Origin of the sequence: Methylobacterium sp. Leaf100 (assembly GCF_001422845.1) — a bacterium.
GTDB lineage: Bacteria > Pseudomonadota > Alphaproteobacteria > Rhizobiales > Beijerinckiaceae > Methylobacterium.
This window is the reverse complement of sequence record NZ_LMMW01000045.1, coordinates 129,532-153,622: the sequence shown is the minus strand read 5'-3', so window position 1 is coordinate 153,622 and position 24,091 is coordinate 129,532. Positions and strand designations below refer to the sequence as shown.

Sequence of the window (24,091 nt, the reverse complement as noted above, 5' to 3'; positions counted from 1 at the left end):
GGACAAGAGGGATTCTTCTCTCGTAAAATAATGAATTCAAGCGGGAAAGTGCCACTCTGCGGCGAGACGCCTCTACAGACCCGCCGAACCTGCCTATAATGAGCGGCAACCCATCCTCTTTTCTGGAAAGAGTTGCCGCATGTCCGCTTCTCCCGTCACGACCTCCGAACCGCAGGATCTGCTGACCCTCGCCCGCGAGGCCGCCGAGGCGGCCAAGGCGCTCGTCGCCGAGGCCACCCGCCGGGTCCGCACCCGCGTGCTCTCGCCCGAGGGTAAGATCTCGGCGGAGAAGATGGAGCTCGAGCAGCACGCCACCCACGGGCTCGCCTGGATCGCCACCTACGCCGAGGGCGTGCGCGAACTCGGTGCCTACGCCGCCCGCCTGACGGAGTCGGGCGAGTTCGGCGAGACAGAGGCGCTCCTCGTCAGGATCGGGCTCGGCGAATACCTCGACCAGATGTTCTCCGGCATTCCCATGAGCCAGGGCGAAATGGTGCGCCCGACGGGGTCCCTCGGCCTCGGCGCCCGTGAAGTCGCCCAGTTCCGCAACGACGCCGTCGAGGCCCTCATCGCCGACGGCAACACGGCCGAGAACCGTGCGGCGCTCGTCGCCCGCATTCGCGACAACGGCGGCTCGGCCACCATCGGCAAGTCCGGCCTCGACGAGGATATGGAGGCGATCCGCTCCGAGATGCGCCGCTTCGGCTTGGCCGAGGTCGTGCCGCACGCCCACGCGTGGCACAGCGAGAACGCCTACATCCCCATGGAGATCGTGACGAAGATGGCCGAGCTCGGCGTCTTCGGCCTGACGATTCCGGAAGAGTACGGCGGCATGGGCCTGCCCAAGATCTCCATGTGCGTGGTCTCCGAGGAGCTGTCGCGCGCCTATATCGGCGTCGGCTCCCTCGGAACCCGCTCGGAGATCGCCGCCGAACTCATCCTGTGCGGCGGCACCGAGGAGCAGAAGCACCGCTTCCTGCCCGGCATCGCGTCCGGCGACACGCTCCCCACCGCCGTGTTCACCGAGCCGAACACCGGCTCGGACCTGGCCTCGCTCCGCACCAAGGCGGTCAAGGACGGCGACGTCTGGAAGATCTCGGGCAACAAGACCTGGATCACCCACCCCGTGCGCGCCGACATCATGACCTGTCTCGTGCGCACCAAGCCCGAGGAGAAGGGCCACAAGGGCCTGTCGCTCCTCATCGCCGAGAAGCCGCGCGGCACCGACGCCGAGCCTTTCCCCGTCGCGGGCCTGTCCGGCGGCGAGATCCACGTGCTCGGCTACCGCGGCATGAAGGAGTACGAGCTCGCCTTCGACAATTTCGAGGTGCCGGGCGCCAACCTTCTCGGCGAAGTCGAGGGCAAGGGCTTCACCCAGCTCATGCAGACCTTCGAGTCGGCCCGCATCCAGACCGCCGCCCGCGCCATCGGTGTGGCGCAGAACGCCCTCGACCTCGGCCTGCGCTACGCCGAGGACCGGGTGCAGTTCGGCAAGGCCCTGATCAACTTCCCGCGCGTCGCCGACAAGATCGCCATGATGGCGGTGGAGATCAACATCGCCCGTCAGCTCACCTACTTCTCGGCCCGCGAGAAGGACGAGGGCAAGCGCTGCGATCTCGAGGCCGGCATGGCCAAGCTGCTGGGCGCCCGCGTCGCCTGGGCGGCGGCCGACAACGCCCTGCAGATCCACGGCGGCAACGGCTTCGCGCTGGAATACGCGGTCAGCCGCGTGCTCTGCGACGCCCGCATCCTCTCGATCTTCGAGGGCGCGGCCGAGATCCAGGCCCAGGTCATCGCCCGCCGGCTGCTCGAAGCCGCCTGATCCCGACACCCGTATCGCTCCGTTCGCGGAGCGGCACGGTCGAGCCGCCGAACGAAGAACGCCGGAGCCCATGGCCCCGGCGTTCTTCGTTTCGGCTCCGCGAAGGCGCCACTTTTGCCTGGGAAAGCGCCGCTTGCCCGGGAAGGTGCTACTTGGTGATCTTCACCGAGACCGGATCGCTCGACGGAAAAGTCTCTTCCAGGGCCTCGTCGAGGCGTTCGCTGAGTTCACCCTGCTGGTTCTCGGGCCGGCTCTTGTCGGACCCCTTCGGCGCGGGTTGGCCCGTGGTGGAGATCGTGTCGGTCTCCGGTGACTTGGTGTCCTCGGCCATGGCGGCGTTTCTCCGATTCCCGTGGTCCGCCGCATCGGGCGAACCTCGCGGGATCAACGCGGGTGACCCGCCCCCGTATCCACCGCCGAGCCACGGCGGGGCAGGGCAGCCACGGCGGCACTGCCCCGACGTCCGGGCACCGGCACCCGGGATGCGGCTTCGCGCAGAACGGTCTCGTAGACTTCGCTCACCCGGTCGAGATGGGCGTCGAGGGTGAGGGGGGCGGCCCAGTAGCGCCCGTGGGCGGCCCGGCTCATCCGCGCGGCGCAGGCGTCGTCCTTCAACCGGACGAGATGGGCGGCCAGGGCCTCGGCATCGCCGGAGCGGAACCAGAATCCGGTCTCGCCGTCCTCCACCGCCTCGCGACCGGCGCAGGCATCGCTGACGATGACGGGCGCGCCGCAGGCCAGGGCTTCGTAGACTGTCAGCGGCTGGCCCTCGTACCAGACGCTCGGGAAAACGAGGGCGCGGGCCTCGCGCATCAGGGCGTGCACGGCGGCCTCGTCCTTCCACCCGAGCATCCGTGCCTCGGGGTAGCGCGCCGCGAGATCCGCGGCGGCGGGACCGTCGCCGACGAAGACCGGGCGCACCCCGGCGCGGCGCGCGGCTTCGGCGAAGACCGGCGCGCCCTTCTCCGTGGAGATGCGCCCGACGAACAGGAAATCCCCCGGCGGTTCGGAACGCGGCGCTGCCTTCGCGACGGCGATCGGGTTGTCGACCCGATGAAACAGGGTCGTGGCCGGCAGGTGCGGCCGGATCACCGCTTCCTGCAGGGCGCTGATGGTGACGATGTGGGGGAACAGCCGCCGCATCCCGGCGACGTGGTCGAGGGCGGCATGACGCACCACCCGCAGGAGCTTGCGGGGATAGCTCCGCGCATCGCAGTTCGTCGTCAGGCAGTCCCGCGACATCGGCGTGCGGTGGCAGATGCTCTGCGCCGGGTACTCGTAGAAGCCGCCATTGGGGCAGACGAGGAAGAACTCGTGCATGGTGTAGAGTAGCGGCAGGCCGGAGGCCCGCAGGCTCACCCCGATGGAGGGCGACAGGGCCTTGGCGAAGGCGTGGACGTGGACCACCGTCTCGCGCGGGTCGAGCCCCGCCAGGACCTCGGACAGGCGCTGCGCGGCCTTTGCGTTCCAGATCGCCTGCACGGCGAACGCGAGCTTGTTGCGAGTGGAGGCGATGTCGTCCTGGCCGAGACAGACCACCCGGATGCCGGCGGCCTCCAGGCGTGGATCGGCCGGACCGACGGCGGCGAACACCGTCACCTCGTGTCCCCGTGCCCGTAGGCCGAGCCCCGCATCGAGGGCCACCTTGGCCTGCCCGCCATTGATGAAGGCGTGATCGACGACGAGAACGACGTGCATGGCGGGCGTTTCCGTCGAAGATGATGCGTCGGCAACGTTTACCGCTCGTGCGTTGATCTCCGGTAAACCGAGGTCCGGGCGTGCTCGCCCCGGGGACTCGGCCGACGCCATGCACATCGCGATATTGGCCGAATTCGCCGTGGCGAGCGGAGGCGCCGAGAAGGTGGCGGTGGAATCCGCCCGCGGCCTCGCCGAGGCCGGACACAGCGTCACCTATCTTCAGGCCATCGACGGGCCGGCCGACGCGCTCCTCGACCATCCGGGCATCACCCGCCTGACCCTGCACAATCGCGACATCTGGGACAGACCGGCGCACCGGGCCGCCGTCTCGGGCATCTGGGACGGGCCGTCGGCCGCCCGCCTCGGTGCCGCCCTCGACGCCCTGCCGGTGCGGCCGGACCTCGTGCACCTGCACCAATGGACCCGCAGCCTGTCGCCGAGCGTGTTTCCGCCGCTGTTCGCCCGCGGCGTGCCCGTGGTCGTCACCCTGCACGATTACTTCATGGCCTGCCCGAACGGGGTCTACTACCGGTTCGACCGCGCCGCGCCCTGCGCGCTCACCCCCCTGTCGACGGGGTGCCTCGCCGCCCCCTGCGACGGCCGGAGCCGCCTGCACAAGCTCGTCCGGGTCGGGCGCAACGCCGTTCTGCGCACCGTCCTGCGGGGGCATGCCCTCGACGTGATCCATGTCTGCGACGCCAGCGTCGCGCGGATGGGCCGCCTCCTCGGCCATCTCGACCTGACCCACCACCGCGTCGACAATCCCGTGCGGGTGGCGCGCACCGAGCCCGCCGATCCGGCGCAGGGCGACGCCGTGGTGTATGTCGGCCGCCTCACCCGGGAGAAGGGGGCCGACCTCGTGGCCGCGGCGGCCGCCCGTGCCGGCCTGCCGGCCGTCTTCATCGGCGCCGGCCCCCTGGAAGCCGAACTCGGCGCCCATCCCCACGTCGAGATCCTGGGCTGGCGCAGCCCCGAGGCGGTCTGGGAGACGGTGCGGGCCCGGGCCCGGGCCCTCGTGGCGCCGTCGCGCTGGTACGAGACCGGTCCGCTCACGGTCTACGAGGCCCTGGCCCACGGCATTCCGGTGATCGCCTCGGTTCGGGCGGGTGCTGCCGAGCGGATCGTCGACGGCGTCACCGGCTTCACCGTGGAACCCGAGATCGAGGCTCTGGCGGGGGCCATGCGGCGCCTGTCCGAGGATTCGGGGCTGCGCCGCCTCGGGCGTGCGGCGAGCGAGCGGTACTGGGCGACACCGACGACTCCGGCCGCCCACGCCGCGTCGCTCGAGGCCGTCTATGGACGCGTCATCGCGGCGAGGGCCGTGGCGGGACAGTCGGGCAAGGGACGGGCCGCCTGACGCGCGTCCTGCGGTCGGGCGAACGATTTCCGACGGCCGGCATTTTCCTTCCGCGACGATCTTGACGTCTATGTTGCACTGCAACATAAAGCCTTCGCGGCGCGACGTTTTGGAGCGCGCTCCCGCAAGAGAGAGATACGCCATGACCGGCCAGACCTTCGAGATCCCGACCGAGATGCGCGCCTTCGCCGAGAAGAGCGTCGATCAGGCCCGCAGCGCCGTCGGCAACCTCATCGGAACTGCGATCAAGACCTCCGAACAGCTTCAGACCCAGTCGAAGACCGTGCAGGAGTCGATGCAGACCGCCCTCGCCAAGAGCTTCGACCACGCCCAGGAGAACGCCACCGCGACGTTCGACTTCGCCCAGAAGCTGGTGCGGACCCGCGACCTGCGCGAGGCCTTCGAGCTGCAGTCCGAGTTCCTGCGCAGCCAGATCGCCAGCCTGCAGAACCAGGCCAAGGATCTCGGCGCCCTCGCGCAGAACACCCTGCGCCCGTTGGCCTGATCCGCTCCCTACCCCGACGGCGCCGCCCGTATCGGCGCGCCGCGGGACGGTCGGATGAAACAAGCGCCGGAGGTGTGATCCGACCGATTCGGGCACGGCTCCGGAACGGATCGCTTCACCCCTTCGGCGCATTCCATTGAGGCCCGTCCCCTCCGCCAGCGGCGCGAGGACGGGATTTCGGCGGAGTGCTCCGATTCGGGTAGGATGCGTCCGAACGGCTCGAGGAGACATGACCATGGTGAAACGGCGTAAGGGGCCGCCCGCGCGGTCGAGCGCGGTGCGGCGCAATCCGGAGGAAGCTCAAATGGTCGTGGAATCCCGTCTCCCCGAGACGCTCTCCGAGCCCGAGATCGCGCCGGAGTCCGCGGAGGCGTCCGCCCTCTGCACCGAGGCTCACGTGCCGTCGGTCCACGACGCCCTATTGGAGACGGTCTCCGCCGACGCCCTCGAAGCTGCGGCGGGGCAGCCCGTGTCCGATCGACCGGCCGAGGCCGAGCCGGCGGAGGCGGCCGTGCCCGCGGAGCCCGCCGACGACGCGACCGAGCCGGCCGCCGTCATGCAGCCGCCCGAAGCCCTCGAGGCCGCCCCGGATACCGTCACCATTCCGGACGTCGCGCCCGAGACCGCTCCGGCGGTGGCGACGCTCCCCGTCGCGGTGATGGAAACCGCATCGGTCGGGCAGGCCGTGGCCATGGCCCAACCCGCGCTCACCCGTCCGACCGAGGCCTCCTTCGACATGATCGGCGAGATCACGCAGGCGAACGCGACGATCCTGGCGTTCCTGCGGAGCGAGGGCAGCGCCGCCATGGCGCATTGGCACAGCCTGTCCGGCGCCAGGACGCCGGCCGACGCCATCCGCATCCAGGTGGACGAGATGCAGCGGGCCGCCGATGCGTCGCTGACCTGCTTCAGCGTCCTGGCCCGCCGGGCCGGCCGTCTCGCAGCGGGGATCGGCCGGGTCTGACGGGGCCCCTCGCGCCGAGCCCCCGGCCCGTCTAGATAACCCGAGATCGCCGCCTCGCCCCCCATCACCCGTTGCCGACGGGGGGCACGCGGTTCGTGCTCCTGGGAGTCCTCGATGCCGCGCTCGTACCCCCTGCTCGTTCCCCTCGTGGCGACCTGGCTCGCCACCGGGCCGGCCGTCGCGCAGATGGCGCAGACGCCGGACAAGATCGCGCCGGACAGATCCGCGCCCGAGAAGGCGAGCCCGGACAGCGCCGAGAAGACGGTCCCGCAATCCAAGGGGCAGGTGCATCTCTCGTTCGCGCCCGTAGTGAAGCGGGCCGCGCCGTCCGTGGTCAACGTCTACGCCTCCCATGTCGAGACGCGGGGGGCCAGCCGCAGCGCGATGGACGAGTTCATGCGGCGCTTCTTCGGGGAGAACGGCGGCGGTCGCGGCCGGGGTGGAGCACCGGGCGAGCGGGCGCAGAAATCCCTCGGATCCGGTGTGATCCTCGACGAATCCGGCCTCGTCATCACCAACAACCACGTCATCGAGAACATGAACGAGGTTCGTGTCGCCCTGGCGGACCGGCGCGAGTTCGAGGCGACCATCGTGCTGCGCGATCCACGCACGGACCTCGCCGTGGTCAAGATCAAGAGCCCGACGGGCGGCCTCGTGGCGATGCCGTTCGGCGATTCGGAAGCCCTCGAGGTCGGCGACTTCGTCATGGCCATCGGCAACCCGTTCGGCGTCGGCCAGACGGTGACCCAGGGCATCGTCTCGGCGCTCGCCCGCACCCAGGTCGGCTCGTCGGACTACCAGTTCTTCATCCAGACCGACGCGGCGATCAATCCGGGCAATTCCGGCGGAGCGTTGGTCGATCTCAACGGACGGCTGGTGGGCGTCAACACCGCCATCTATTCGCAATCGGGCGGCAGCCACGGCATCGGCTTCGCCATTCCGGCGAGCATGGTCCGCGCCGTGGTGGAGACCGCCAAGGGCGGGGCCACCTCCGTGCGCCGGCCCTGGCTCGGCGCTCGGGTGCAGAGCGTGACCCCGGACATCGCCGACAGCATGGGGCTCGACCACCCCACCGGCGTCCTGGTGGCGAGCCTGCAGCCGAAGAGCCCGGCCGAGGAAGCCGGCCTCAAGCGCGGCGACCTCATCCTCAGCGTCGACGGCAAGACCGTCGACGACCCGGAGGCCTTCGGATACCGTTTCGCCCTGAAGGGGCTCACCGGCACCACGAAGTTCGGCATCCTGCGCGGCACCAGCCGGACCAACGTGCTGGTGAAGCTCGGCCCCGCGCCGGAGACCCGGCCGCGCGACACCCTCAAGGTCCGCACCCGCTCGCCGTTCCTCGGCGCCACCCTGGTCAACACCTCGCCGGCCGTGGCGGAAGAGATCCAGGTCGACCTGCCCGCCGAGGGCGTCGCCGTGGCGGGGGTGGAGGAGAATTCCATCGCGGCCCGCGCCGGACTTCAGAAGGGCGACATCATCGTCGCCATCAACGGCGCCCCCATCTCGACCACGAAGGACCTGGAGCGGATCACCCGCAACAGCCTGAACATGTGGGAGGTCTCGATCAACCGCGGCGGCGAGGTGCTCACCTCGGTGTTCGGGGGATAACAGCCGGCGCGAATCCCGCGGGCGGGGTTCGCGCGGCGTTCCGGGTTGCGAAGCCGGCGCCCCCGCGTCTTGATGCGGCCATGTCCGATCTCTTCGTCTCCGCCGGCCTCCAGAACGCCGCGCCGCGTCCGCTCGCCGACCGGCTACGCCCCCAGACCCTGGCCGAGGTGGTGGGCCAGGAGCATCTCACGGGGCCGGACGGGGCGCTGACCCGGTTGCTCGCGGGCAAGTCGTTCGGCTCCCTGGTGTTCTGGGGGCCGCCCGGCACCGGCAAGACCACCGTGGCGCGCCTGCTCGCCCACGAGACCAGCCTGCATTTCGAGCAGATCTCGGCGATCTTCTCCGGCATCGCCGACCTCAAGAAGGTGTTCGAGGCGGCGCGTCAGCGGCGGACCCTGGGGCAGGGGACCCTGCTGTTCGTCGACGAGATCCATCGGTTCAACCGCTCGCAGCTCGATGCCTTCCTGCCGGTGATGGAGGACGGCACGGTCACCCTCGTCGGCGCCACTACCGAGAACCCGTCCTTCGAGCTCAACGCCGCCCTGCTGTCGCGCGCCCGCGTCCTGCTGTTCCGGGCGCTGGACGACGCCGCCATCGCCAAGCTGATGGTTCGGGCCGAGGCCCTGACCAGCCGGCCGCTGCCGTTGGACGAGGAGGCGCGCGGCGTGCTGGTGCGGATGGCTGACGGCGACGGGCGCGCCTCCCTGACCCTGGCGGAGGAGGTCTGGCGCTCGGCCAAACCCGGTGAGGTCTTCGGCGCCGAGGCGCTGCAGACCATCATCCAGCGCCGGGCGCCGATCTACGACAAGTCCCAGGAGGGGCACTACAACCTCATCAGCGCCCTGCATAAGACCGTGCGGGGTTCCGACCCGGACGCGGCCCTGTACTACCTCTGCCGGATGCTCGACGGGGGCGAGGACCGCCTGTTCATCGCGCGCCGTCTCGTCAGGATGGCGGTGGAGGATATCGGGCTCGCCGACCCGCAGGCCCTCGTGGTCGCGACCGCCGCCAAGGACGCCTTCGATTTCTTGGGCTCCCCGGAGGGTGAACTGGCGCTCGCGCAGGTCACCACCTACCTCGCCTGCGCGCCCAAATCGAACGCGGTCTACAACGCCTACAAGGCCGCGACGCGGGTCGCGAAAGAGCACGGCTCCCTGCCGCCGCCGCGCACCATCCTCAACGGCTCGACCAAGCTGATGCGCAAGATCGGCTACGGCGAGGGCTACCGCTACGACCACGACGAACCGGACGCGTTCTCGGGCCAGGATTACTGGCCGGAGAAGCTGGGCCGGCAGCACTTCTACGAACCCACCGACCGGGGCATGGAGAGCCGCTACACCGATCGCCTCGCCCATTGGGAACGCCTGCGGCAAGCGCGGCGCGACGCGGACGGGTGACGGTCGAGGAGGGACGACGGGGCGGCGCGTCGGCAGGTTCGGCGGGGCGCTGGTGGCTGCGACGCGCGTCTTCGCGGCGGCCGATCCGCTGCGTCGGCGGGGCGTGCCGCGTCGCCGCGCTGCACAAAATTCCGTGGACCGGAGACGGTCGAGCCTGTAGGGGAGCCGGCCCAGCGCACCCGACCCATCGCCGGAGACCCACCATGGCGGCCTGCGGCCTCGATTTCGGTACCTCGAACACCACCCTCGGCCTCGTCACCGGGCAGGCGCCCGCCCTGGTCCCCCTGGAAGACCGGCACGTCACGATCCCGAGCGCGATCTTCTTTCCGCCTGGCCAGACCGCCTTCGTCGGACGCGCCGCCATGATGGAATACGTCGAGGGCACGCCGGGGCGCCTCATGCGCAGCCTCAAATCCGTGCTCGGCTCGTCCCTCCTGGAAGAGACCACGCCCGTCGGCCGCGAGCGCATCAAGTTCCGCGATGTCATCGGCCGCTACCTCGCCGCCGTGAAAAGTCGGGCCGAGACCGCCACCGGCGCCTCCCTCGACACGGTGGTGCACGGCCGCCCGGTCCACTTCGTCGACGGCGACCCGGAGGGCGATGCCCGCGCGGAGGACGCCCTGCGGGAGATCGCCCGGGGCATCGGCTTCAAGCACGTCTCCTTCCAGTTCGAGCCCATCGCGGCGGCCCTCGACTACGAGCAACAGGTTCGCGCCGAGGAGATCGCCCTCATCGCCGATATCGGCGGCGGCACCTCGGATTTCTCCATCGTGCGCCTGTCGCCCGAGCGCCACGCCAAGACCGAGCGGGCGGACGACATCCTGGCCAACGACGGCGTGCGCATCGGCGGCACCGATTTCGACCGGCGCCTCAGCCTCGGCACGGTGATGCCGCTGCTCGGCCTCGGCAGCCCCATGAGCCGGGGCGACATCAACGTGCCCAACGCCTATTTCCACGACCTCGCCACGTGGTCGAGCATCAACCGGCTCTACAATCCCCGGACCCTGCGGGAGATCGAGGAGGTACGCCGCGACGCCCGCCGACCCGAGCTCATCGACCGGCTCTACGCGGTGGTGGAGGCCGAGCGCGGGCATTCGTTGGCCATGGAAGTCGAGGGCGCCAAGATCGCCACGTCGGATGCGGGCCGCGGCAGCATCGATCTCGACTGGGTCGAGCGCGGGCTCGTCGCCGACATCGACCGCACCGGCCTCGTCGCCCACACCGACGAACTCGCCCGGCGCATCGCCGAGCGGATCGGCCGCTGCCTCGCCCAGGCCGGGCTCACAGCCGACCGGATCGACGCCCTGTTCCTCACGGGCGGGTCCACCGGGCTGCCGCATGTCCGCGCGGCCCTGACGGCGGCGGTGCCCAACGCCCGGATCGTCGACGGCGACACCTTCGGCTCCGTCGGCACGGGTCTCACCATCGAGGCGGCCCGGCGCACCGCCTGATTTCCTGTTGGTCGGCGGGGCCTTGCGCGGCCTGCGCTATGCCCCGGCGGGTGCCGGTGGTACGAGCGGGGCATGACCACACGACCACCTTCACGCGGCGGCGCCGGACGCAAGGGCTCCGGGGCCGGAGCGACCAAGCGCCCCGGGCGCGGACCCGGCCCCGCCGGCAAGAGCCCGTTCGGCGCGAAAAGCGCGTTCGGCGGCAAGCGCCCGTTCCGCAACGCCAAGGACCCCGATCGCGAACGCACGGGGCCGCGCACCAGCGCCCTCGACGCGGCCCAGCGGGCGGCGTCCATGCGCGGCGAGGCCGACAAGCGTGCGCCCTGGCGCCCCGGCGACGCCCCGGATCTGCAAGCCGAGCAGCGCGATCAGCAGGAGCTGCCGAGCCGCATCCGCAGCCCCCGGCCGCAGAAGCCCGAGGCGACCCCTGAGGACGCGCCGCGCCGCGCCCGTGCGCCGCGCGCCGAGACGGCCGCCCCCGTCGAAGGCCCGACCCGGCGCGAGCAGCGCGCCGCCGCCTCCGCCACCCTGGCGTCGGGGGTCCAGACCCTCGTGGTCGAGGAGGACGAGGCCGAGATGCGGATCGACCGCTTCCTCACCACGCGGTTTCCGCAGCTGCCCTTCACCCGCGTCCAGAGCATCGTCCGCAAGGGCGAGCTCCGCGTCGACGGCCGTCGCGCCAAGCCCAACGACCGGCTCCTGCCCGGCATGAGCGTGCGGGTGCCGCCCCTCAAGCTCGATGCCGTGGGCGAGCGGCCGCGCAGCCCTCAGCGCGACGCCACGGATGCGGACTTCATCCGCTCGCTGATCCTCTACGAGGATGCCGAGATGATGATCCTCAACAAGCCCTTCGGCCTCGCGGTCCAGGGCGGGTCGGGCACCGTGCGGCACGTCGACGGCCTGCTCGAATCCCTGGCCGGCGCGGACGGGCAGAAGCCGCGTCTGGTCCACCGCCTCGACAAGGACACGGCCGGTTGCCTCATCGTGGCCAAGACCCGGCTCGCCGCCGCGACGCTGGCGAAGAGCTTTCGTTCCCGCTCGGCCCGCAAGGTCTACTGGGCCCTCACCGCCGGGGTGCCGCGGGTGCCGCAGGGCCGGATCTCGACCTACCTCGCCAAGGAGGAGCCCACCGACGCGGATGCCCGCATGCGGGTGGCCCAGCACGGCGACGACGGGGCGGCGCACGCGCTGACCTACTACGCCATGGTGGACAACGCGGCCCAGAAGCTCTCATGGCTGTCCCTCAAACCGGTGACGGGGCGCACGCACCAGTTGCGCGCGCACGCGGCGCATATCGGCCATCCCATCGTGGGCGATCCGAAATACTTCAGCATAGAGAACTGGGAGTTGCCCGGCGGCATCCAGAACCGTCTGCACCTGCTCGCGCGCCGCATCGTGATTCCGCATCCGCGCACGGGCAAGCCCGTGGACGTGACGGCCCCCCTGCCACCCCACATGGCCCAAAGCTGGAACCTCCTCGGCTTCGACGCGTCGCGCTACGATCCCATCGTCGAGGCACCCGAGGCCTGAGGCACGGCCACCGGCATCCGGCCGGGAAGGCCACCGCGGAGGCGGACAAGGCGACGGTGCCGCACGCGGCGACCTTGGCAATCCGACCGCATGCCTTATCCTCTCGTGCAACCTGAAGGCTCCGCCGCGCCGCGGCGGGACCTCAACCGCGCCAAGCTGGCCTGCGGGTCGTCTCGCAAGCCGTCTCGAAGGTCACGTCCATGAACCCCGCGACTGTCGCCTGTAGCGCGCTCCTGTCCCTGTCCCTGCTGACACTCGCGTCCGGCACCCTGGCGCAAACGGCGCCGACGGCTCCGCAGGTGCGACCGGCACCCACGCCCCCGTCCCCCGCCCAGCAGCGCTCGGCAACCTCCGGTACGACCGGTCCTGGACAGACGAACCCTGGACAAGCGAACCCTGGACAAGCGGGCGCCGGCCAATCCAATCCGAACCAGGCCACGGCGCCGCAACCGACGCCCGCTCCACGACAGGCCAACCCCGGCCAGCTCCCGACCCAGGCGGCCCAGGCGCCGGGCGGACGCGCGGCGGGTGCGGGCCGGCGCGCTCGGGCGTCCTACGCGAGCTGCAACCGGCAGGCCCATGCCCGTGGCCTGCGCGGCGGGGCGCGACGCCGCTTTCTCATCCGGTGCAAGCTCGGCTATGAACGTCCGCGTCAGCCCCAGTCCGCACCGGCGCGCCAGCCGTGACGGGCGCCCCCCCGTGACGCTCATCGTCTTCGACGTCGATGGCACCCTCATCGACAGCCAGCACCTCATCGTGGCGGCGCAGGGCCTCGCCTTCGCCGAGCACGGCCTCGCGGCCCCGAGCCGGGCCGAGTCCCTCTCCGTCGTCGGCCTGTCCCTGCCTCAGGCGTTCCGGCGCCTCGTCGGCGACGAGGGTCCGGTGGACGGCCTGTCGGAAAGCTACCGGCGTGCCTTCAACCTGCTGCGCCTCGACCCGAACTACGAGGAGCCGCTGTTCCCCGGTATGGAGGCGCTGCTCCAGCGCCTGCACGCCCGAAGCGACATCCGGCTCGGCATCGCCACCGGCAAGGCCCGGCGCGGGGTGGACCGGCTCATCGAGACCCATGGCTGGCGGGGCTGGTTCGCCACCACCCAATCTGCCGACGACGCGCCCTCGAAGCCCGACCCGACCATGCTGCGCCAGGCCATGGCGGAGGCCGGCGCCACGCCCGAGACCACGGTGATGATCGGCGACACCACCTACGACATGGAGATGGCGGTGAGCGCAGGCGCCGTCGCCATCGGGGTCGGCTGGGGCTACCATCCGGCCGGTGCCCTGTTCGGCGCCGGTGCCGCGACGGTGGTGGACACTGCGACCGCCCTCGGCGAGCTGTTTCCCGGCCCCGCCCACCCCTGATCCCCGGATCCGGGATGGCGGCGGGTCTCGCGGGCGCCGCGCCGATGCGCTATCCCCGGCCCATGAGCGACGATCCCAAATCCGACTGGCTCGGCGGCGCCGACGCCCCGCCCCCGAAGCCCGCTGCCGACCCCACCGCCTCCGCCCGCGGCCCCGGCAAGCCGGCCCTGCCGAAGCGCTTCTACGCCGCCGCCGGACTCGCCGAGGCCGAGGGCGGCCTGCGCCTGACCCTCGACGGCCGCCCTGCCCACACGCCGGCGCGCAACCCCCTCGTTCTGCCGAACCGAGGGCTCGCCGAGGCCGTGGCGAGGGAATGGGAGGCGCAGGTCGGGGTGATCGATCCCGCGACCATGCCGCTGACGCGGCTCGCCAACACCGCCATCGATGGCGTCGCCCCCCGGCGCGACGCGGTGATCGACGACCTCTCGGCCTATGCGGGCACCGACCTCCTCGCCTACCGGGCCGGTGAGCCGGATCGCCTCGTAGCCGCGCAATCCGCCGCCTGGGACCCCGTGCTCGACTGGGCCCGCGAGAATCTCGGCGCCCGCTTCATCCTCGGCGAAGGGGTGATGCACGTCGCCCAACCGGAGGACACCGTCGCGGCCCTGCGCCGGGCCATCGCGGCGACGGACGGGCCGTTCCGGCTTGCGGCCCTCCACACCCTGACGACCCTCACGGGCTCCCTCGTCCTGGCGCTGGCCGTGCTCGCCGGGCATCTCACGCCGGCCGAGGCCTGGGCCGCCGCCCACGTGGACGAGACCTATCAGGCGAGCGTCTGGGGCACGGACGCCGAGGCGGCGGCGCGCCACGCCCTGCGCACGGCCGAGTTCGAGGCGGCAGCCCACCTCGCCGCACTGGCGCGCCGAGAGCCGGAACGTGGTTCGCCGAAGACTTGAAATCCATTTTCGCTGAAAGCGCCGCGTGCTAAGTGCGCTTCAAACCGTAGCCGTTGGGCTCTCGCGAGAGAGCCCGTGGGCGCGGGTCCCGTCATCTCTCCAAGGCAAGGCGTTTTCCGCATGAAAGACATTCTCGAACGGCTCGAGGAGCGGCGCGCCCAGGCCCGCCTCGGCGGCGGTGAGAACCGCGTCGTGGCCCAGCACAAGCGCGGCAAGCTGACGGCGCGCGAGCGCATCGAACTCCTCCTCGACCATGGGTCGTTCGAGGAATTCGACATGTTCGTGCAGCACCGCTCGACCGATTTCGGGATGGAGAAGCAGAAGATCCCCGGCGACGGCGTCGTCACCGGCTGGGGCACCATCAACGGCCGCACCGTCTTCCTGTTCTCGAAGGACTTCACGGTGTTCGGCGGCTCCCTGTCGGAGTCGCACGCGGCCAAGATCGTCAAGGTCCAGGACATGGCCCTGAAGATGCGCGCCCCGATCATCGGCATCTTCGATGCCGGCGGCGCCCGCATCCAGGAGGGCGTCGCGGCGCTCGGCGGCTACGGCGAGGTCTTCCGCCGCAACGTCGCCGCCTCCGGCGTCATCCCGCAGATCTCCGTCATCATGGGCCCGTGCGCCGGCGGCGACGTCTACTCGCCGGCCATGACCGACTTCATCTTCATGGTGCGCGACACGAGCTACATGTTCGTGACCGGCCCCGACGTGGTCAAGACCGTCACCAACGAGGTCGTGACCGCCGAGGAACTGGGTGGGGCCAAGGTCCACACCACCAAGTCCTCCATCGCCGACGGCTCGTTCGAGAACGACGTCGAGGCGTTGCTGCAGATCCGCCGCCTCGTCGACTTCCTGCCCGCCAACAACATCGACGGCGTGCCAGAGCTCGAGAGCTTCGACGATCCGCTGCGCCTCGACATGAGCCTCGACACGCTCATCCCCGACAACCCGAACAAGCCCTACGACATGGGCGAGCTCATCCGCCGCGTGGCCGACGAGGGCGACTTCTTCGAGATCCAGGCGACCTACGCCCGCAACATCATGACGGGCTTCGGCCGCATCGAAGGCCGCACCGTCGGCTTCGTCGCCAACCAGCCCATGGTGCTGGCCGGCGTGCTCGATTCCGATGCATCGCGAAAAGCCGCCCGCTTCGTGCGCTTCTGCGACGCGTTCTCGATCCCGATCGTCACCTTCGTCGACGTACCGGGCTTCCTGCCCGGCACCGCCCAGGAATACGGCGGCCTGATCAAGCACGGCGCCAAGCTGCTGTTCGCCTACTCCCAAGCGACCGTGCCGCTGGTCACCATCATCACCCGCAAGGCGTTCGGCGGCGCCTACGACGTGATGGCCTCCAAGCACGTCGGCGCCGACCTCAACTACGCCTGGCCGACGGCCCAGATCGCCGTGATGGGCGCCAAGGGTGCTGTGGAGATCATCTTCCGGAGCGAAATCGGCGACCCGGAGAAGATCGCGGAGCGGACGAGCGAGTACGAGGACCGCTTCCTGTCGCCCTTCGTGGCGGCCGAGCGCGGCTACATCGACGAGGTGATCATGCCCCACTCCACCCGCAAGCGCATCGCCCGGGCGTTGGGCATGCTGCGCACCAAGGAGATGGAGCAGCCCTGGAAGAAGCACGACAACATCCCGCTCTGAGGGCAGGGAGCCGGAGTCCCGCTCGCCGGGCGCGCAGGCCGGACACGGGCCCATGCTGCGCATGAGGCAGACCGAAATCGCCGGCCCGACACCTCCGGGCCGGCGGTTTCGTTCTCGATATCCATCAGCCGTGGCCGTCGGTTCGGCTGGTCGCGAGGATTGGCCGATCCGCCACGAGGCGCCGTTTCAGACGGATCAATGCCTCCCGCTGCAACTCGCTCGGCGCCGAATGCGCGGAGGCGACCGATCTCACGAGTTCAACGAACTGCAGCCGCTCGGCCTCCGTCAGGTGGGCCTTCAACAGCGGCACCAGGGGATCGGCGATTTGCGAGAACGGGTGGCGTGGCTGCGTGTAGGTCCAGGCCCGCTCGAACATCTGGGAGATCCGCTCGATCTCCAGGGGCGTCTCCATGACTTCGAGGATGCGCGTCTTCTCCGCGGCGGTGATCGGACTGCCGGTGCGCACGATCTGGATCAGCAGGATCACGGCGGCCAGCCTGACATCGTTGACGCGCTGGAGGGGTGATCCGAAGAAATCGGTGAAGGCGCTTCGCGCGCGGCGCTGCAGCCCCTTCGTGTCCCGGTCGACCTCGCGGAGTTGCGAGACGGTGCCGTGCACCCGCAAGACCCAGAACACGACGCCCGCCACGATGGCCAAGGCAAGGAGGAGGATCGGCAAACTACATGCTCCGCGAACGATGAATCGGGTCGAACACGAGCGCAACACAGACCGAGGAGATGGTCAAATCCCCGTGATCGGGAAACGACTTATCCACGATGTGAGCGTCTGTTGAAGATACCCGTATTCAAGGTAGTGCAGGGGATTTCTCAGTTTCTGTGCTGTGGTTTTAGAAAGTCGTGCCATGATCGTCCCCCGGACGATCGAGGAGACCATCATGGCGACCGAAAACAAACGCGGCAGTCGCGAAGCGAAGAAGCCGAAAAAGCCCGTGGTCAAGACCATCGCGGCGGCGGCCTCGACCAAGGATATGGTCAGCGCGGCGGTGAAGAACGCCAAGAAATAACAGTCCGGCGAACCGTCAGCCGTGCCGGAGCGCGTCTTCCTGCACGGCGTGACCGGGCGTGACGATGCCGGGTCCTGCCGCACCACCGAGTTCGAGCAGGACGATCTCGGGCGGAACGCCGAAGCGCACCGGGACCCGGCTGACGCCGAAGCCGCCCGAGACGATCATGTGCCGGTTCTTCAGCACCACGTGCCCGTAGGCGAAGTCGTTGCCTTTTCGCGATGGAATCACGGGTGAGTAGCCGAACAGGCGGATCTGACCCCCATGGGTGTGGCCCGCGAGGGTGAGGGAGACGCGGTCGGGCACATCGAGAAATACGTCGGGCTCGTGCACCATGAGGAGCACCGGGGCCGGATCGGTGATCTGCGCGAGGGTGCCGGGCAGGTCGTCGCGGCCCTCGTAATTGCCGACCTTCACGAACGGCTCCTGGTCGCCGAGGCCCGCGATCCAGAACGGGTGCCCGTCCTTCTCCAAGCGAAGCACGGTGTTCTCCATCACCGGGATGCCGCGCGCCTCCAGCACGCGCTGCGCCTCGGTGACGTCGCTTCTGCCCGCCTGCGTGTCGGCGTCATCCCACCAGTCGTGATTGCCCAGGATGGCGTGGACGCCGAGGGGTGCGCGCAGGCCCTCGACCACCCGGGCGAACTCCATCAGCGGCACCTTGCGGAAGGTGACGGTCGGACTCGCCGGATAGTCGCCCAGCATCAGGATCAGGTCCGGCTTCAGCGCGTTGGTCGCATCGACGATCTCGGCGATGCGGTCGAGGGGCATGAACGGCTCGCCGACGTGAAAATCCGCTAGGACCGCGACCCGCAGGCGCAAGCCCGGCGTCCAGCGTGGAAGCACCGGGCTGTACCGGGTCACGACGAGGCGGAAGCGCGGCTCGATGACGAAGGCATAGGCCCCGGTGGATAGGCCGAGAACGCCCGCCGCGCCGAGGCCGCCCAGCACTTGCCTGCGACTCGGCAGGATCAACATCGAAAGGGTCCTCGGGTGACGGGCCGATCCCGTCTCCCTCGGCGCCAATGGTGACGAATTGACGACGGCGCAGGGCGATTCAGACGGTCCCCGCACCACCGAAGGACCACCCGAGCATCAGACCTGCGGAGCGTCCTCGTGCTCGAAGCGCGCCGCCATCCGGGCAGCCTTTGCCCGGGTCGCCACCGCCTTGCCCGCCAGAGCCGACACGAGGACCGCGGCGGCAAGCGCCGGAAGGGCCACGGGCCGGAAGCTCTCCGCGACCCGGCCGGAGGCGGGGGTACGACGGTCGAGTTCGGGGGCGGCGCTCTGGGTCTGATCGGGGGCGTACATGAAACGGGTGTCCTGCTTTGCGCTCATACGGCGGCCGCCGGGGTGTCCTGACCCGCCCGGTCGCCCCACGCTCGCGGGCACCTTGCGGTTCGACCCGGACGCGTGTCGAGCTTCACAGCAACCATAAAGGTGGTCGCAATATGAATGGCGGATTAAGACTACGCGGATGCCCGAAATCACGGCAGCCTTGTTTCTCGTCACAGACAGCCGAGGCAACAGATCCGTGATCGACGTTGCGGCATTGCAATAACCCGCACCGCAATGCGGTCGTTGCTTGAATACAGCTGGCGTGTGGCCCGTCAGCCACGGGCGTGGGACATGGCTTCGAGCCCTTCCGCGGCGATCCACGCCTGGGTCCGATCGAGGGCACGGGTCAGGCGATCGAACAGGGTGTCGATCTCGTCGGGCGCGATGACGAGGGGCGGGCACACGGCGACGCGGTCGCCGGCGAGAAACCGGACGATCAAACCCTCGGCCTGAGCGAACGCGACGCACCGGGCGGCAACGCCCAGCTTGGGGTCGTACTGCCGCTTCGTCTTCTTATCGGCGACGATTTCGAGACCGCCGATGAGGCCGAGCCCGCGCGCCTCGCCGACGATGGGGTGATCGGCGAGTGCCGACAGGCGGGCCTGGAAATGCGGCGCCTTGCGGGCGACGCCCTCGATGATCCCGTCGCGGCGGTAGATCGCAATGGTCTTGAGGGCCACCGCACAGGCGACGGGGTGCCCGGAATAGGTGGTGCCGTGACCGAAGGTGCCGAGCTTGGCGCTCTGCGAGACCATGTGCCGATAGAGCGGCTCGTCGATGGAGATGCCGCCGAGCGGCATGTAGCCGGAGGTCACCGCCTTGGCGAAGGACAGGCTGTCGGGCCGCATGCCCATGGCCTCGGACCCGAACCAGGTGCCGAGCCGCCCGAAGCCGCAGATCACCTCGTCGGCGATGAAGCGCACGTCGTGGCGGTCGAGCACCGCCTGGATCTTGGCGTAGTAGCCCGCCGGCGGCACGATGGCGCCACCGGCCCCCAGCACCGGCTCGGCCACGAACGCCGCCACCGTGTCGGGGCCTTCACGCTGGATGAGGGCCTCGAGTTCGGCGGCGAGACGCGTGGCGAACGCCTCCTCGGTCTCGCCCGCTTCGCCGTAGCGGTAATGGTGCGGGCAGCCCGTGTGGAGGAAGCCCGGCAGGGGCAGGTCCCAATCGGCATGGTTGGCGGGCAGCCCGGTCATCGAGGCGGTGGCCACCGTGACGCCGTGGTAGCCCTTCACGTGGGAGATGATCTTCTTCTTCTTCGGCCGGCCGAGCGCGTTGTTCAGGTACCAGGTCAGCTTGACCTGGGTGTCGTTGGCCTCGGAGCCCGACGAAGTGAAGAAGATCTTCGAGGTCGGGACCGGCATGAGCTCCTTCAGGGTCTCGGCGAGCTCGATGGCCGGGTCGTGGCTGCGGCCCGAGAACAGGTGCGTGAACGGCAGACGCGACATCTGCTCTTTCGCCGCCTCCACCAGCTCCTCGTTGGAATAGCCGAGTGCCGTGCACCACAGGCCGGCCATGCCTTCGAGATACGGACGACCGTCGCTGTCGTAGACCCAGACGCCATGGCCGCGCTCCAGGACCAACCCCCCGGTCTCGCGGAAGGTCGCGAGGTTGGTGTAGGGGTGGATGAGGGTCTCGACGTCGCGGGCCGCCAGGTTCGAGAGCATCGGGTGTCCGTTCCATGAAGCGGGCCGCACGGGGCCCTGATCGGAGCGGCCACACTAACGGCCCGATGCCCGGGCATAAACCCGCTCACCGTCGCACCGGACGCACGCTGTCATGCTCTCGCCCACCACCCTCGACCCCGCGAGCGTCATCGCCACACCCGCCCCCGGGCGGGCCTGCGGCCCCTGCACCCTGTGCTGCAAGGTCTACGATGTGCCGGCCGTCGAGAGCACCGCCGGGCAATGGTGCCGGCACACTGCCCAAGGCCGCGGGTGCGCCATCCACGCCAGCCGGCCGGACCATTGCCGGGCCTTCCACTGCCTCTGGATGACGGAGGCCTGGCTCGGCCCCGAATGGAAGCCGGACCGCGCCAAGATGGTGCTCAGCCTCGATCCCGTGTCGCGCCACATGAACGTGCAGGTCGATCCCGGCCAGCCCAACGCCTGGCGGCGCGAGCCGTACTATACCCAGCTCAAGCGCTGGGCCGCGTCGTCCCTGCCGCAGAAGCGCCACGTGCTGGTCCATCTCAACAAGGTCACCACCGTGGTGCTGCCCGACCGCGACGTGAACCTCGGCGTATTCGAGCCCGGCGACCGTATGGTGGCCCGCGAGCGCGTGACGCCCACCGGCATCGTCATCGAGGTCGAGAAAGTTTCCCATGCGGCGTGAGCGCGGGGGATTGTGCGGCATCCTGTTCGACAAGGACGGGACGCTCGTCGATTTCGACCGCACCTGGGGCCCCGCCGCCCACGCGGTGATGGCGACCCTCACGGGCGGGGACCGCGGCCGCTTCGAAGATCTGATGCGCGTGAGCCACTACGTCGAGGCCGAGCGGCGCTTCCTGCCGACGTCGCCGCTCCTCGCCGGTGCATCCTCGATCTACGGGCCGCTCTGGGCGCGGGTGCTCGGCCGTCCCGCCGGACCGGAGCTGTACGCCGAGATGGACCGGCTGTTCCGCGAGGCCGCCCTGCGCTCGCTCCATCCCATCGGCGCACCGGCGGACCTTCTCGCGCATCTGGCCGCGGGAGGCTACGCGCTCGGCATCGCCACCAACGACGCGGAAGCGTCCGCCCGGGCCCAGTCCGCGGTGCTGGGTCTGATGCCGCATCTCGGATTCCTCGCCGGTTACGATTCCGGGCACGGGGCCAAGCCCGAGCCCGGCATGGTCCTGGCCTTCGCCGCTCATCTCGGGGTCGACCCGTCCCGCGTCGCGCTGGTGGGCGATACGCCCGCCGACACCCAGGCGGCACGGGCCGCGGGGGCTGTCGCCATCGCGGTGCTCAGCGGACCGGCGGGGGAGGGCGCCCGCGAGACCATGGCGGCCCTGGCCGATCACGTCATCGGCTCCATCGACGACCTGCCCGCCCTGCTGGCCGAGATCGAAGGCGCGAAGACTCAAGGCTAGCCCCGGGGAGCGGCCGCATCCTCGCGGGCGACATCGCGCCAGCGCAGCACCAGCCGCTCGAACCCGGCGATGTCCTCCGGAGCGAGACGGCCGAGGGTCCGGGCGACGTAGGCCTTCTGAGCCGCGATGCCACGGGCGGCGAGATCCGCGCCGGCACGCGTGAGGTGGAGGGCGTGCGAGCGCCGGTCCCCGGGGATCGCGCGGCGCTCGACCCATCCGGCCTCCACCAGGCGATCGACCAGGCCGGAGACATTCCCCTTCGTGACATAGAGCCGCGCCGCGAGATCCTGCTGGGTGGCGCCCTCGCGCTCGGTCAGGGTGGACAGCGCATCGAATTGCGGGATCGAGAGGCCCAGCCCACGCAGTTCCGCGCCCATGGCGGCGGTGACGCGGCGGTTGAGGCGGATGAACCGGAACCAGACCCGAAGCGGATCCGGGGTCTCGGCCTCCGGCAACGCCGCGGATCGGTCTGGGGCGGTCGCGCTCATGGTCGCCTCGCTATAGCAGAACCGGTGGGCAGCGGAAGCACGGGCGGGTGGCGCGCGGTGCCGACGCCCGGTAAAGCTCGGCGGGCCGCCTCGGAGTCTCCCGCGGCCGCGCGAGGGGCAGCGTGCCCGACAGGGATCGTCGTCAAACCCATGCGTCGTCTGCCCTTCGAGGAGCCCGTCACCCGCGCCGGCCCGCTCGCCCGCACGGTCGCCGGCCTCGCCCTGTTCGTCAGCCTGTTCGCCCTCGTGCTCGTGCGCGATCCGCGTGCGGAGGCCGGTCCGGCCCTGGCGACCCTCGGCGCCGGCCTGGTCCTCGCCGTCACCGCCGTGGGGCTCGCGGCGTTCGCCTTCGTACGGGTCTGGCGCGAGGGCGCGCGCGGCCTCGGCGCGGCGCTGGCCGGGCTGTTCGTGGCCTGCCTGATCCTCGCCTATCCGGCCTTCGTGGGCCTGCGGGCCCTGCGCCTGCCCGCACTCACGGATATCTCCACCGATATCGACAACCCACCGGCGTTCTCGCGCTCGCGCACCGCCTTCGCGGCTCGGGACGGGCGCTATCCGCCGGACCCCGGACCGGCGGCGCGGGCCAGCCAGCGCGCGGCCTATCCGCAGGTCGCGCCCTTGACCCTCGACCTCGATGCCGACGTCGCGTTCGAGCTCGCCCGCAAGGCGGCGGTGAATCGGCGCTGGCAGATCGTCGAGGCGATCCGCCCCGGCGGCCGGATCGGCAACGGCCGGATCGAGGCAGTGTCGCGTGGCCTCCTGCTCAACCTCGCCGACGACGTCACCGTCCGGGTCCATCCCCGGGCCGATGGTGCCCGGATCGACGTGCGCTCCGCGTCCCGCCTCGGGAGCCACGATTTCGGCGGCAACGCCGACCGCATCCGCGCCTATCTCGACGAGGTCGCCAACCTCGCCATCGCCGTCAAATAGGCGTCAGGCGGGGGCGTAGCGCCCCTCCAGGCGCGGTGGCCCCTCGGTGACGACGAGGCCGCGCTCCACCAGATCCTCCAGATGGGCGAAGACCGATAGGGCGGCGGCGCCCCGGAGGGCTGGATTCAGCCCCTGGTAGATCGCCCCGACGATGGCGCGGATATCGCGGTCGCCGGCCTCGATCCGCGCACGGATCGTCGTCTCGCGCTGCCGGCGATGGGCGCTGAGCCCGCGGACGAACCGGCGCGGGTCCCGAACCGGACCGCCATGCCCCGGCCAGTACACGGTCTCGGTCCGCTCGCGGAGCTTGTCGAGGGAGGCCATGTAGGCCCGCATGGAGCCGTCCGGCGGCGCCACGATGCTCGTCGACCAAGCCATGACGTGATCGCCCGAGAACAGGGCGGATTCTTGCGGCAGCGCGAAGGCGAGGTGGTTCATGGTGTGGCCCGGGGTCTCCACCGCCTCCAGGGTCCAGCCATCCCCCGTCAGGGTATCGCCCTCGCGCATGAGGCGATCCGGGACATGGTCGCGGTCCGCACTCGCGTCGAGGTGCGGGAACTCGCCCTCGGCCAGATCGCGCGCCGCCCGGTGCGGTCCGCAGCCGACGATGGGCGCCCCCGTGCGGGCCTGGAGCAGGCGCGCTGCCGGCGAATGGTCGCGATGGGTGTGGGTGACCACGATGGCCTCGACCCGCTCGCCGGCGATCGAGGCCAGGAGCGCGTCGATGTGAGCCGCATCCTCCGGGCCGGGGTCGATGACCGCGACGGCACCGCTGCCGACGATGTAGGTGCAGGTGCCGCTCGCCGTGAACGGGCTCGCGTTGGAGCAGACGCGGCGCCGGATCAGGGCCGACAGCCGCTGCGCCTCGCCACTCGTGGGAGCGCCCGAGTCGAAGTCCGGATCGTCGCGCGTTTCGCTCATGCGGTCTCCGGGGAGGTCCATGGACATGCCCGCCCCTACGCGATCCCCGGGCGCGCGACAACGCCACGGGAATGAA

General features: G+C 70.5%; 24 protein-coding genes. 16 read left to right on the top strand and 8 right to left on the bottom strand.

Annotated elements, in window-relative coordinates; genetic code table 11:
* The first annotated feature begins 139 nt into the window (after positions 1 to 139).
* Positions 140 to 1,822 (top strand): acyl-CoA dehydrogenase family protein, encoded by a 1,683-nt coding sequence (locus ASF25_RS16755; protein ID WP_056173337.1) that lies wholly within the window; start codon positions 140 to 142, stop codon positions 1,820 to 1,822.
* Between the two features lie 148 nt (positions 1,823 to 1,970).
* Here ASF25_RS16755 and ASF25_RS16750 read toward each other — a convergent pair whose 3' ends face one another.
* Together ASF25_RS16750 and ASF25_RS16745 are read right to left on the bottom strand one after the other, a co-directional pair.
* Positions 1,971 to 2,153 (bottom strand): hypothetical protein, encoded by a 183-nt coding sequence (locus tag ASF25_RS16750; RefSeq protein ID WP_056173340.1) that lies wholly within the window; start codon positions 2,151 to 2,153, stop codon positions 1,971 to 1,973.
* Positions 2,154 to 2,206: 53 nt separating this feature from the next.
* Positions 2,207 to 3,520 carry a glycosyltransferase family 4 protein gene (locus ASF25_RS16745; protein ID WP_056260990.1) on the bottom strand — a complete coding sequence of 438 codons (1,314 nt, stop codon included), beginning with the start codon at positions 3,518 to 3,520 and terminating at the stop codon, positions 2,207 to 2,209.
* 109 nt (positions 3,521 to 3,629) lie between these two features.
* On the opposite strand from ASF25_RS16745, the gene ASF25_RS16740 reads away from it, so the two are divergent.
* The 11 genes from ASF25_RS16740 to ASF25_RS16695 all read left to right on the top strand — a co-directional run bounded on the left by ASF25_RS16740 (position 3,630) and on the right by ASF25_RS16695 (position 16,240).
* Positions 3,630 to 4,877: a glycosyltransferase gene (locus ASF25_RS16740; RefSeq protein ID WP_056306005.1), complete on the top strand. Its 1,248-nt coding sequence runs from the start codon at positions 3,630 to 3,632 to the stop codon at positions 4,875 to 4,877.
* A gap of 142 nt (positions 4,878 to 5,019) precedes the next feature.
* Positions 5,020 to 5,382, top strand: a complete 363-nt coding sequence (locus tag ASF25_RS16735; protein ID WP_056306003.1) for a phasin — start codon at positions 5,020 to 5,022, stop codon at positions 5,380 to 5,382.
* A 235-nt stretch (positions 5,383 to 5,617) separates the two neighbouring features.
* On the top strand, positions 5,618 to 6,346 hold the full coding sequence (locus tag ASF25_RS16730; protein WP_156369044.1) for a hypothetical protein: 729 nt from the start codon (positions 5,618 to 5,620) through the stop codon (positions 6,344 to 6,346).
* A 114-nt stretch (positions 6,347 to 6,460) separates the two neighbouring features.
* Complete coding sequence (locus ASF25_RS16725) at positions 6,461 to 7,954, top strand: Do family serine endopeptidase (RefSeq protein ID WP_056305999.1); 1,494 nt, start codon at positions 6,461 to 6,463, stop codon at positions 7,952 to 7,954.
* A gap of 80 nt (positions 7,955 to 8,034) precedes the next feature.
* On the top strand, positions 8,035 to 9,351 hold the full coding sequence (locus tag ASF25_RS16720; protein ID WP_056305998.1) for a replication-associated recombination protein A: 1,317 nt from the start codon (positions 8,035 to 8,037) through the stop codon (positions 9,349 to 9,351).
* Positions 9,352 to 9,554: 203 nt separating this feature from the next.
* Positions 9,555 to 10,802: an Hsp70 family protein gene (locus ASF25_RS16715; RefSeq protein WP_056305996.1), complete on the top strand. Its 1,248-nt coding sequence runs from the start codon at positions 9,555 to 9,557 to the stop codon at positions 10,800 to 10,802.
* 72 nt (positions 10,803 to 10,874) lie between these two features.
* The gene (locus ASF25_RS16710; RefSeq protein ID WP_056305994.1) at positions 10,875 to 12,332 is read left to right on the top strand and encodes an RluA family pseudouridine synthase; all 1,458 of its coding nucleotides are present in this window, start codon (positions 10,875 to 10,877) and stop codon (positions 12,330 to 12,332) included.
* A gap of 200 nt (positions 12,333 to 12,532) precedes the next feature.
* Positions 12,533 to 13,018, top strand: a complete 486-nt coding sequence (locus ASF25_RS22195; RefSeq protein ID WP_082502849.1) for a hypothetical protein — start codon at positions 12,533 to 12,535, stop codon at positions 13,016 to 13,018.
* A gap of 13 nt (positions 13,019 to 13,031) precedes the next feature.
* A complete protein-coding gene (locus ASF25_RS16705; RefSeq protein WP_056173366.1) occupies positions 13,032 to 13,691 on the top strand; it encodes an HAD-IA family hydrolase in 660 nt (219 codons plus the stop codon).
* Between the two features lie 62 nt (positions 13,692 to 13,753).
* The gene (locus ASF25_RS16700) at positions 13,754 to 14,587 is read left to right on the top strand and encodes an ATP12 family protein (protein WP_056174118.1); all 834 of its coding nucleotides are present in this window, start codon (positions 13,754 to 13,756) and stop codon (positions 14,585 to 14,587) included.
* Between the two features lie 120 nt (positions 14,588 to 14,707).
* Positions 14,708 to 16,240, top strand: coding sequence for an acyl-CoA carboxylase subunit beta (locus ASF25_RS16695; RefSeq protein WP_056260978.1), 1,533 nt, complete (start codon positions 14,708 to 14,710; stop codon positions 16,238 to 16,240).
* 124 nt (positions 16,241 to 16,364) lie between these two features.
* Here ASF25_RS16695 and ASF25_RS16690 read toward each other — a convergent pair whose 3' ends face one another.
* A complete protein-coding gene (locus ASF25_RS16690) occupies positions 16,365 to 16,919 on the bottom strand; it encodes a TerB family tellurite resistance protein (RefSeq protein WP_056173371.1) in 555 nt (184 codons plus the stop codon).
* Between the two features lie 217 nt (positions 16,920 to 17,136).
* Here ASF25_RS16690 and ASF25_RS23920 point away from each other — a divergent pair, with 217 nt between their 5' ends.
* Positions 17,137 to 17,265, top strand: a complete 129-nt coding sequence (locus ASF25_RS23920; RefSeq protein ID WP_274533103.1) for a hypothetical protein — start codon at positions 17,137 to 17,139, stop codon at positions 17,263 to 17,265.
* A 15-nt stretch (positions 17,266 to 17,280) separates the two neighbouring features.
* Here the strand turns inward: ASF25_RS23920 and ASF25_RS16685 are convergent, their stop codons facing one another.
* The 3 genes from ASF25_RS16685 to ASF25_RS16675 form a co-directional block, all read right to left on the bottom strand.
* Positions 17,281 to 18,243 (bottom strand): metallophosphoesterase, encoded by a 963-nt coding sequence (locus ASF25_RS16685; RefSeq protein ID WP_056173374.1) that lies wholly within the window; start codon positions 18,241 to 18,243, stop codon positions 17,281 to 17,283.
* Between the two features lie 117 nt (positions 18,244 to 18,360).
* A complete protein-coding gene (locus ASF25_RS16680; protein WP_056174120.1) occupies positions 18,361 to 18,576 on the bottom strand; it encodes a hypothetical protein in 216 nt (71 codons plus the stop codon).
* 299 nt (positions 18,577 to 18,875) lie between these two features.
* The gene (locus ASF25_RS16675; protein ID WP_056173377.1) at positions 18,876 to 20,273 is read right to left on the bottom strand and encodes an aminotransferase; all 1,398 of its coding nucleotides are present in this window, start codon (positions 20,271 to 20,273) and stop codon (positions 18,876 to 18,878) included.
* 112 nt (positions 20,274 to 20,385) lie between these two features.
* On the opposite strand from ASF25_RS16675, the gene ASF25_RS16670 reads away from it, so the two are divergent.
* Positions 20,386 to 20,940 (top strand): hypothetical protein, encoded by a 555-nt coding sequence (locus ASF25_RS16670; RefSeq protein WP_056173385.1) that lies wholly within the window; start codon positions 20,386 to 20,388, stop codon positions 20,938 to 20,940.
* On the top strand, positions 20,930 to 21,676 hold the full coding sequence (locus tag ASF25_RS16665) for an HAD family hydrolase (RefSeq protein ID WP_056305991.1): 747 nt from the start codon (positions 20,930 to 20,932) through the stop codon (positions 21,674 to 21,676). Before ASF25_RS16670 ends, ASF25_RS16665 begins: the two co-directional genes overlap by 11 nt.
* Here the strand turns inward: ASF25_RS16665 and ASF25_RS16660 are convergent.
* Positions 21,673 to 22,164, bottom strand: a complete 492-nt coding sequence (locus ASF25_RS16660; protein WP_056173392.1) for a MarR family transcriptional regulator — start codon at positions 22,162 to 22,164, stop codon at positions 21,673 to 21,675. The two genes, ASF25_RS16665 and ASF25_RS16660, sit on opposite strands and share 4 nt — an antisense overlap.
* A gap of 150 nt (positions 22,165 to 22,314) precedes the next feature.
* Here ASF25_RS16660 and ASF25_RS16655 point away from each other — a divergent pair, with 150 nt between their 5' ends.
* Complete coding sequence (locus tag ASF25_RS16655) at positions 22,315 to 23,094, top strand: DUF1499 domain-containing protein (RefSeq protein WP_056305989.1); 780 nt, start codon at positions 22,315 to 22,317, stop codon at positions 23,092 to 23,094.
* Between the two features lie 3 nt (positions 23,095 to 23,097).
* Here the strand turns inward: ASF25_RS16655 and ASF25_RS16650 are convergent, their stop codons facing one another.
* Complete coding sequence (locus ASF25_RS16650; protein WP_056306133.1) at positions 23,098 to 24,015, bottom strand: MBL fold metallo-hydrolase; 918 nt, start codon at positions 24,013 to 24,015, stop codon at positions 23,098 to 23,100.
* Positions 24,016 to 24,091: the final 76 nt, after the last annotated feature.

Bases quoted from the DNA above. Each gene is read 5' to 3' on its own strand.
- ASF25_RS16735 (WP_056306003.1), top strand. From the start codon at position 5,020: ATGACCGGCCAGACCTTCGAGATCCCGACCGAGATGCGCGCCTTCGCC.
- ASF25_RS16755 (WP_056173337.1), top strand. From the start codon at position 140: ATGTCCGCTTCTCCCGTCACGACCTCCGAACCGCAGGATCTGCTGACC.
- ASF25_RS22195 (WP_082502849.1), top strand. From the start codon at position 12,533: ATGAACCCCGCGACTGTCGCCTGTAGCGCGCTCCTGTCCCTGTCCCTG.
- ASF25_RS16715 (WP_056305996.1), top strand. From the start codon at position 9,555: ATGGCGGCCTGCGGCCTCGATTTCGGTACCTCGAACACCACCCTCGGC.
- ASF25_RS16660 (WP_056173392.1), bottom strand. From the start codon at position 22,164: ATGAGCGCGACCGCCCCAGACCGATCCGCGGCGTTGCCGGAGGCCGAG.
- ASF25_RS16720 (WP_056305998.1), top strand. From the start codon at position 8,035: ATGTCCGATCTCTTCGTCTCCGCCGGCCTCCAGAACGCCGCGCCGCGT.
- ASF25_RS16710 (WP_056305994.1), top strand. From the start codon at position 10,875: ATGACCACACGACCACCTTCACGCGGCGGCGCCGGACGCAAGGGCTCC.
- ASF25_RS16680 (WP_056174120.1), bottom strand. From the start codon at position 18,576: ATGTACGCCCCCGATCAGACCCAGAGCGCCGCCCCCGAACTCGACCGT.
- ASF25_RS16670 (WP_056173385.1), top strand. From the start codon at position 20,386: ATGCTCTCGCCCACCACCCTCGACCCCGCGAGCGTCATCGCCACACCC.
- ASF25_RS16750 (WP_056173340.1), bottom strand. From the start codon at position 2,153: ATGGCCGAGGACACCAAGTCACCGGAGACCGACACGATCTCCACCACG.
- ASF25_RS16695 (WP_056260978.1), top strand. From the start codon at position 14,708: ATGAAAGACATTCTCGAACGGCTCGAGGAGCGGCGCGCCCAGGCCCGC.
- ASF25_RS16700 (WP_056174118.1), top strand. From the start codon at position 13,754: ATGAGCGACGATCCCAAATCCGACTGGCTCGGCGGCGCCGACGCCCCG.
- ASF25_RS16675 (WP_056173377.1), bottom strand. From the start codon at position 20,273: ATGCTCTCGAACCTGGCGGCCCGCGACGTCGAGACCCTCATCCACCCC.
- ASF25_RS16740 (WP_056306005.1), top strand. From the start codon at position 3,630: ATGCACATCGCGATATTGGCCGAATTCGCCGTGGCGAGCGGAGGCGCC.
- ASF25_RS16730 (WP_156369044.1), top strand. From the start codon at position 5,618: ATGGTGAAACGGCGTAAGGGGCCGCCCGCGCGGTCGAGCGCGGTGCGG.
- ASF25_RS16685 (WP_056173374.1), bottom strand. From the start codon at position 18,243: ATGTTGATCCTGCCGAGTCGCAGGCAAGTGCTGGGCGGCCTCGGCGCG.
- ASF25_RS16665 (WP_056305991.1), top strand. From the start codon at position 20,930: ATGCGGCGTGAGCGCGGGGGATTGTGCGGCATCCTGTTCGACAAGGAC.
- ASF25_RS16650 (WP_056306133.1), bottom strand. From the start codon at position 24,015: ATGAGCGAAACGCGCGACGATCCGGACTTCGACTCGGGCGCTCCCACG.
- ASF25_RS23920 (WP_274533103.1), top strand. From the start codon at position 17,137: ATGGCGACCGAAAACAAACGCGGCAGTCGCGAAGCGAAGAAGCCGAAA.
- ASF25_RS16745 (WP_056260990.1), bottom strand. From the start codon at position 3,520: ATGCACGTCGTTCTCGTCGTCGATCACGCCTTCATCAATGGCGGGCAG.
- ASF25_RS16655 (WP_056305989.1), top strand. From the start codon at position 22,315: ATGCGTCGTCTGCCCTTCGAGGAGCCCGTCACCCGCGCCGGCCCGCTC.
- ASF25_RS16725 (WP_056305999.1), top strand. From the start codon at position 6,461: ATGCCGCGCTCGTACCCCCTGCTCGTTCCCCTCGTGGCGACCTGGCTC.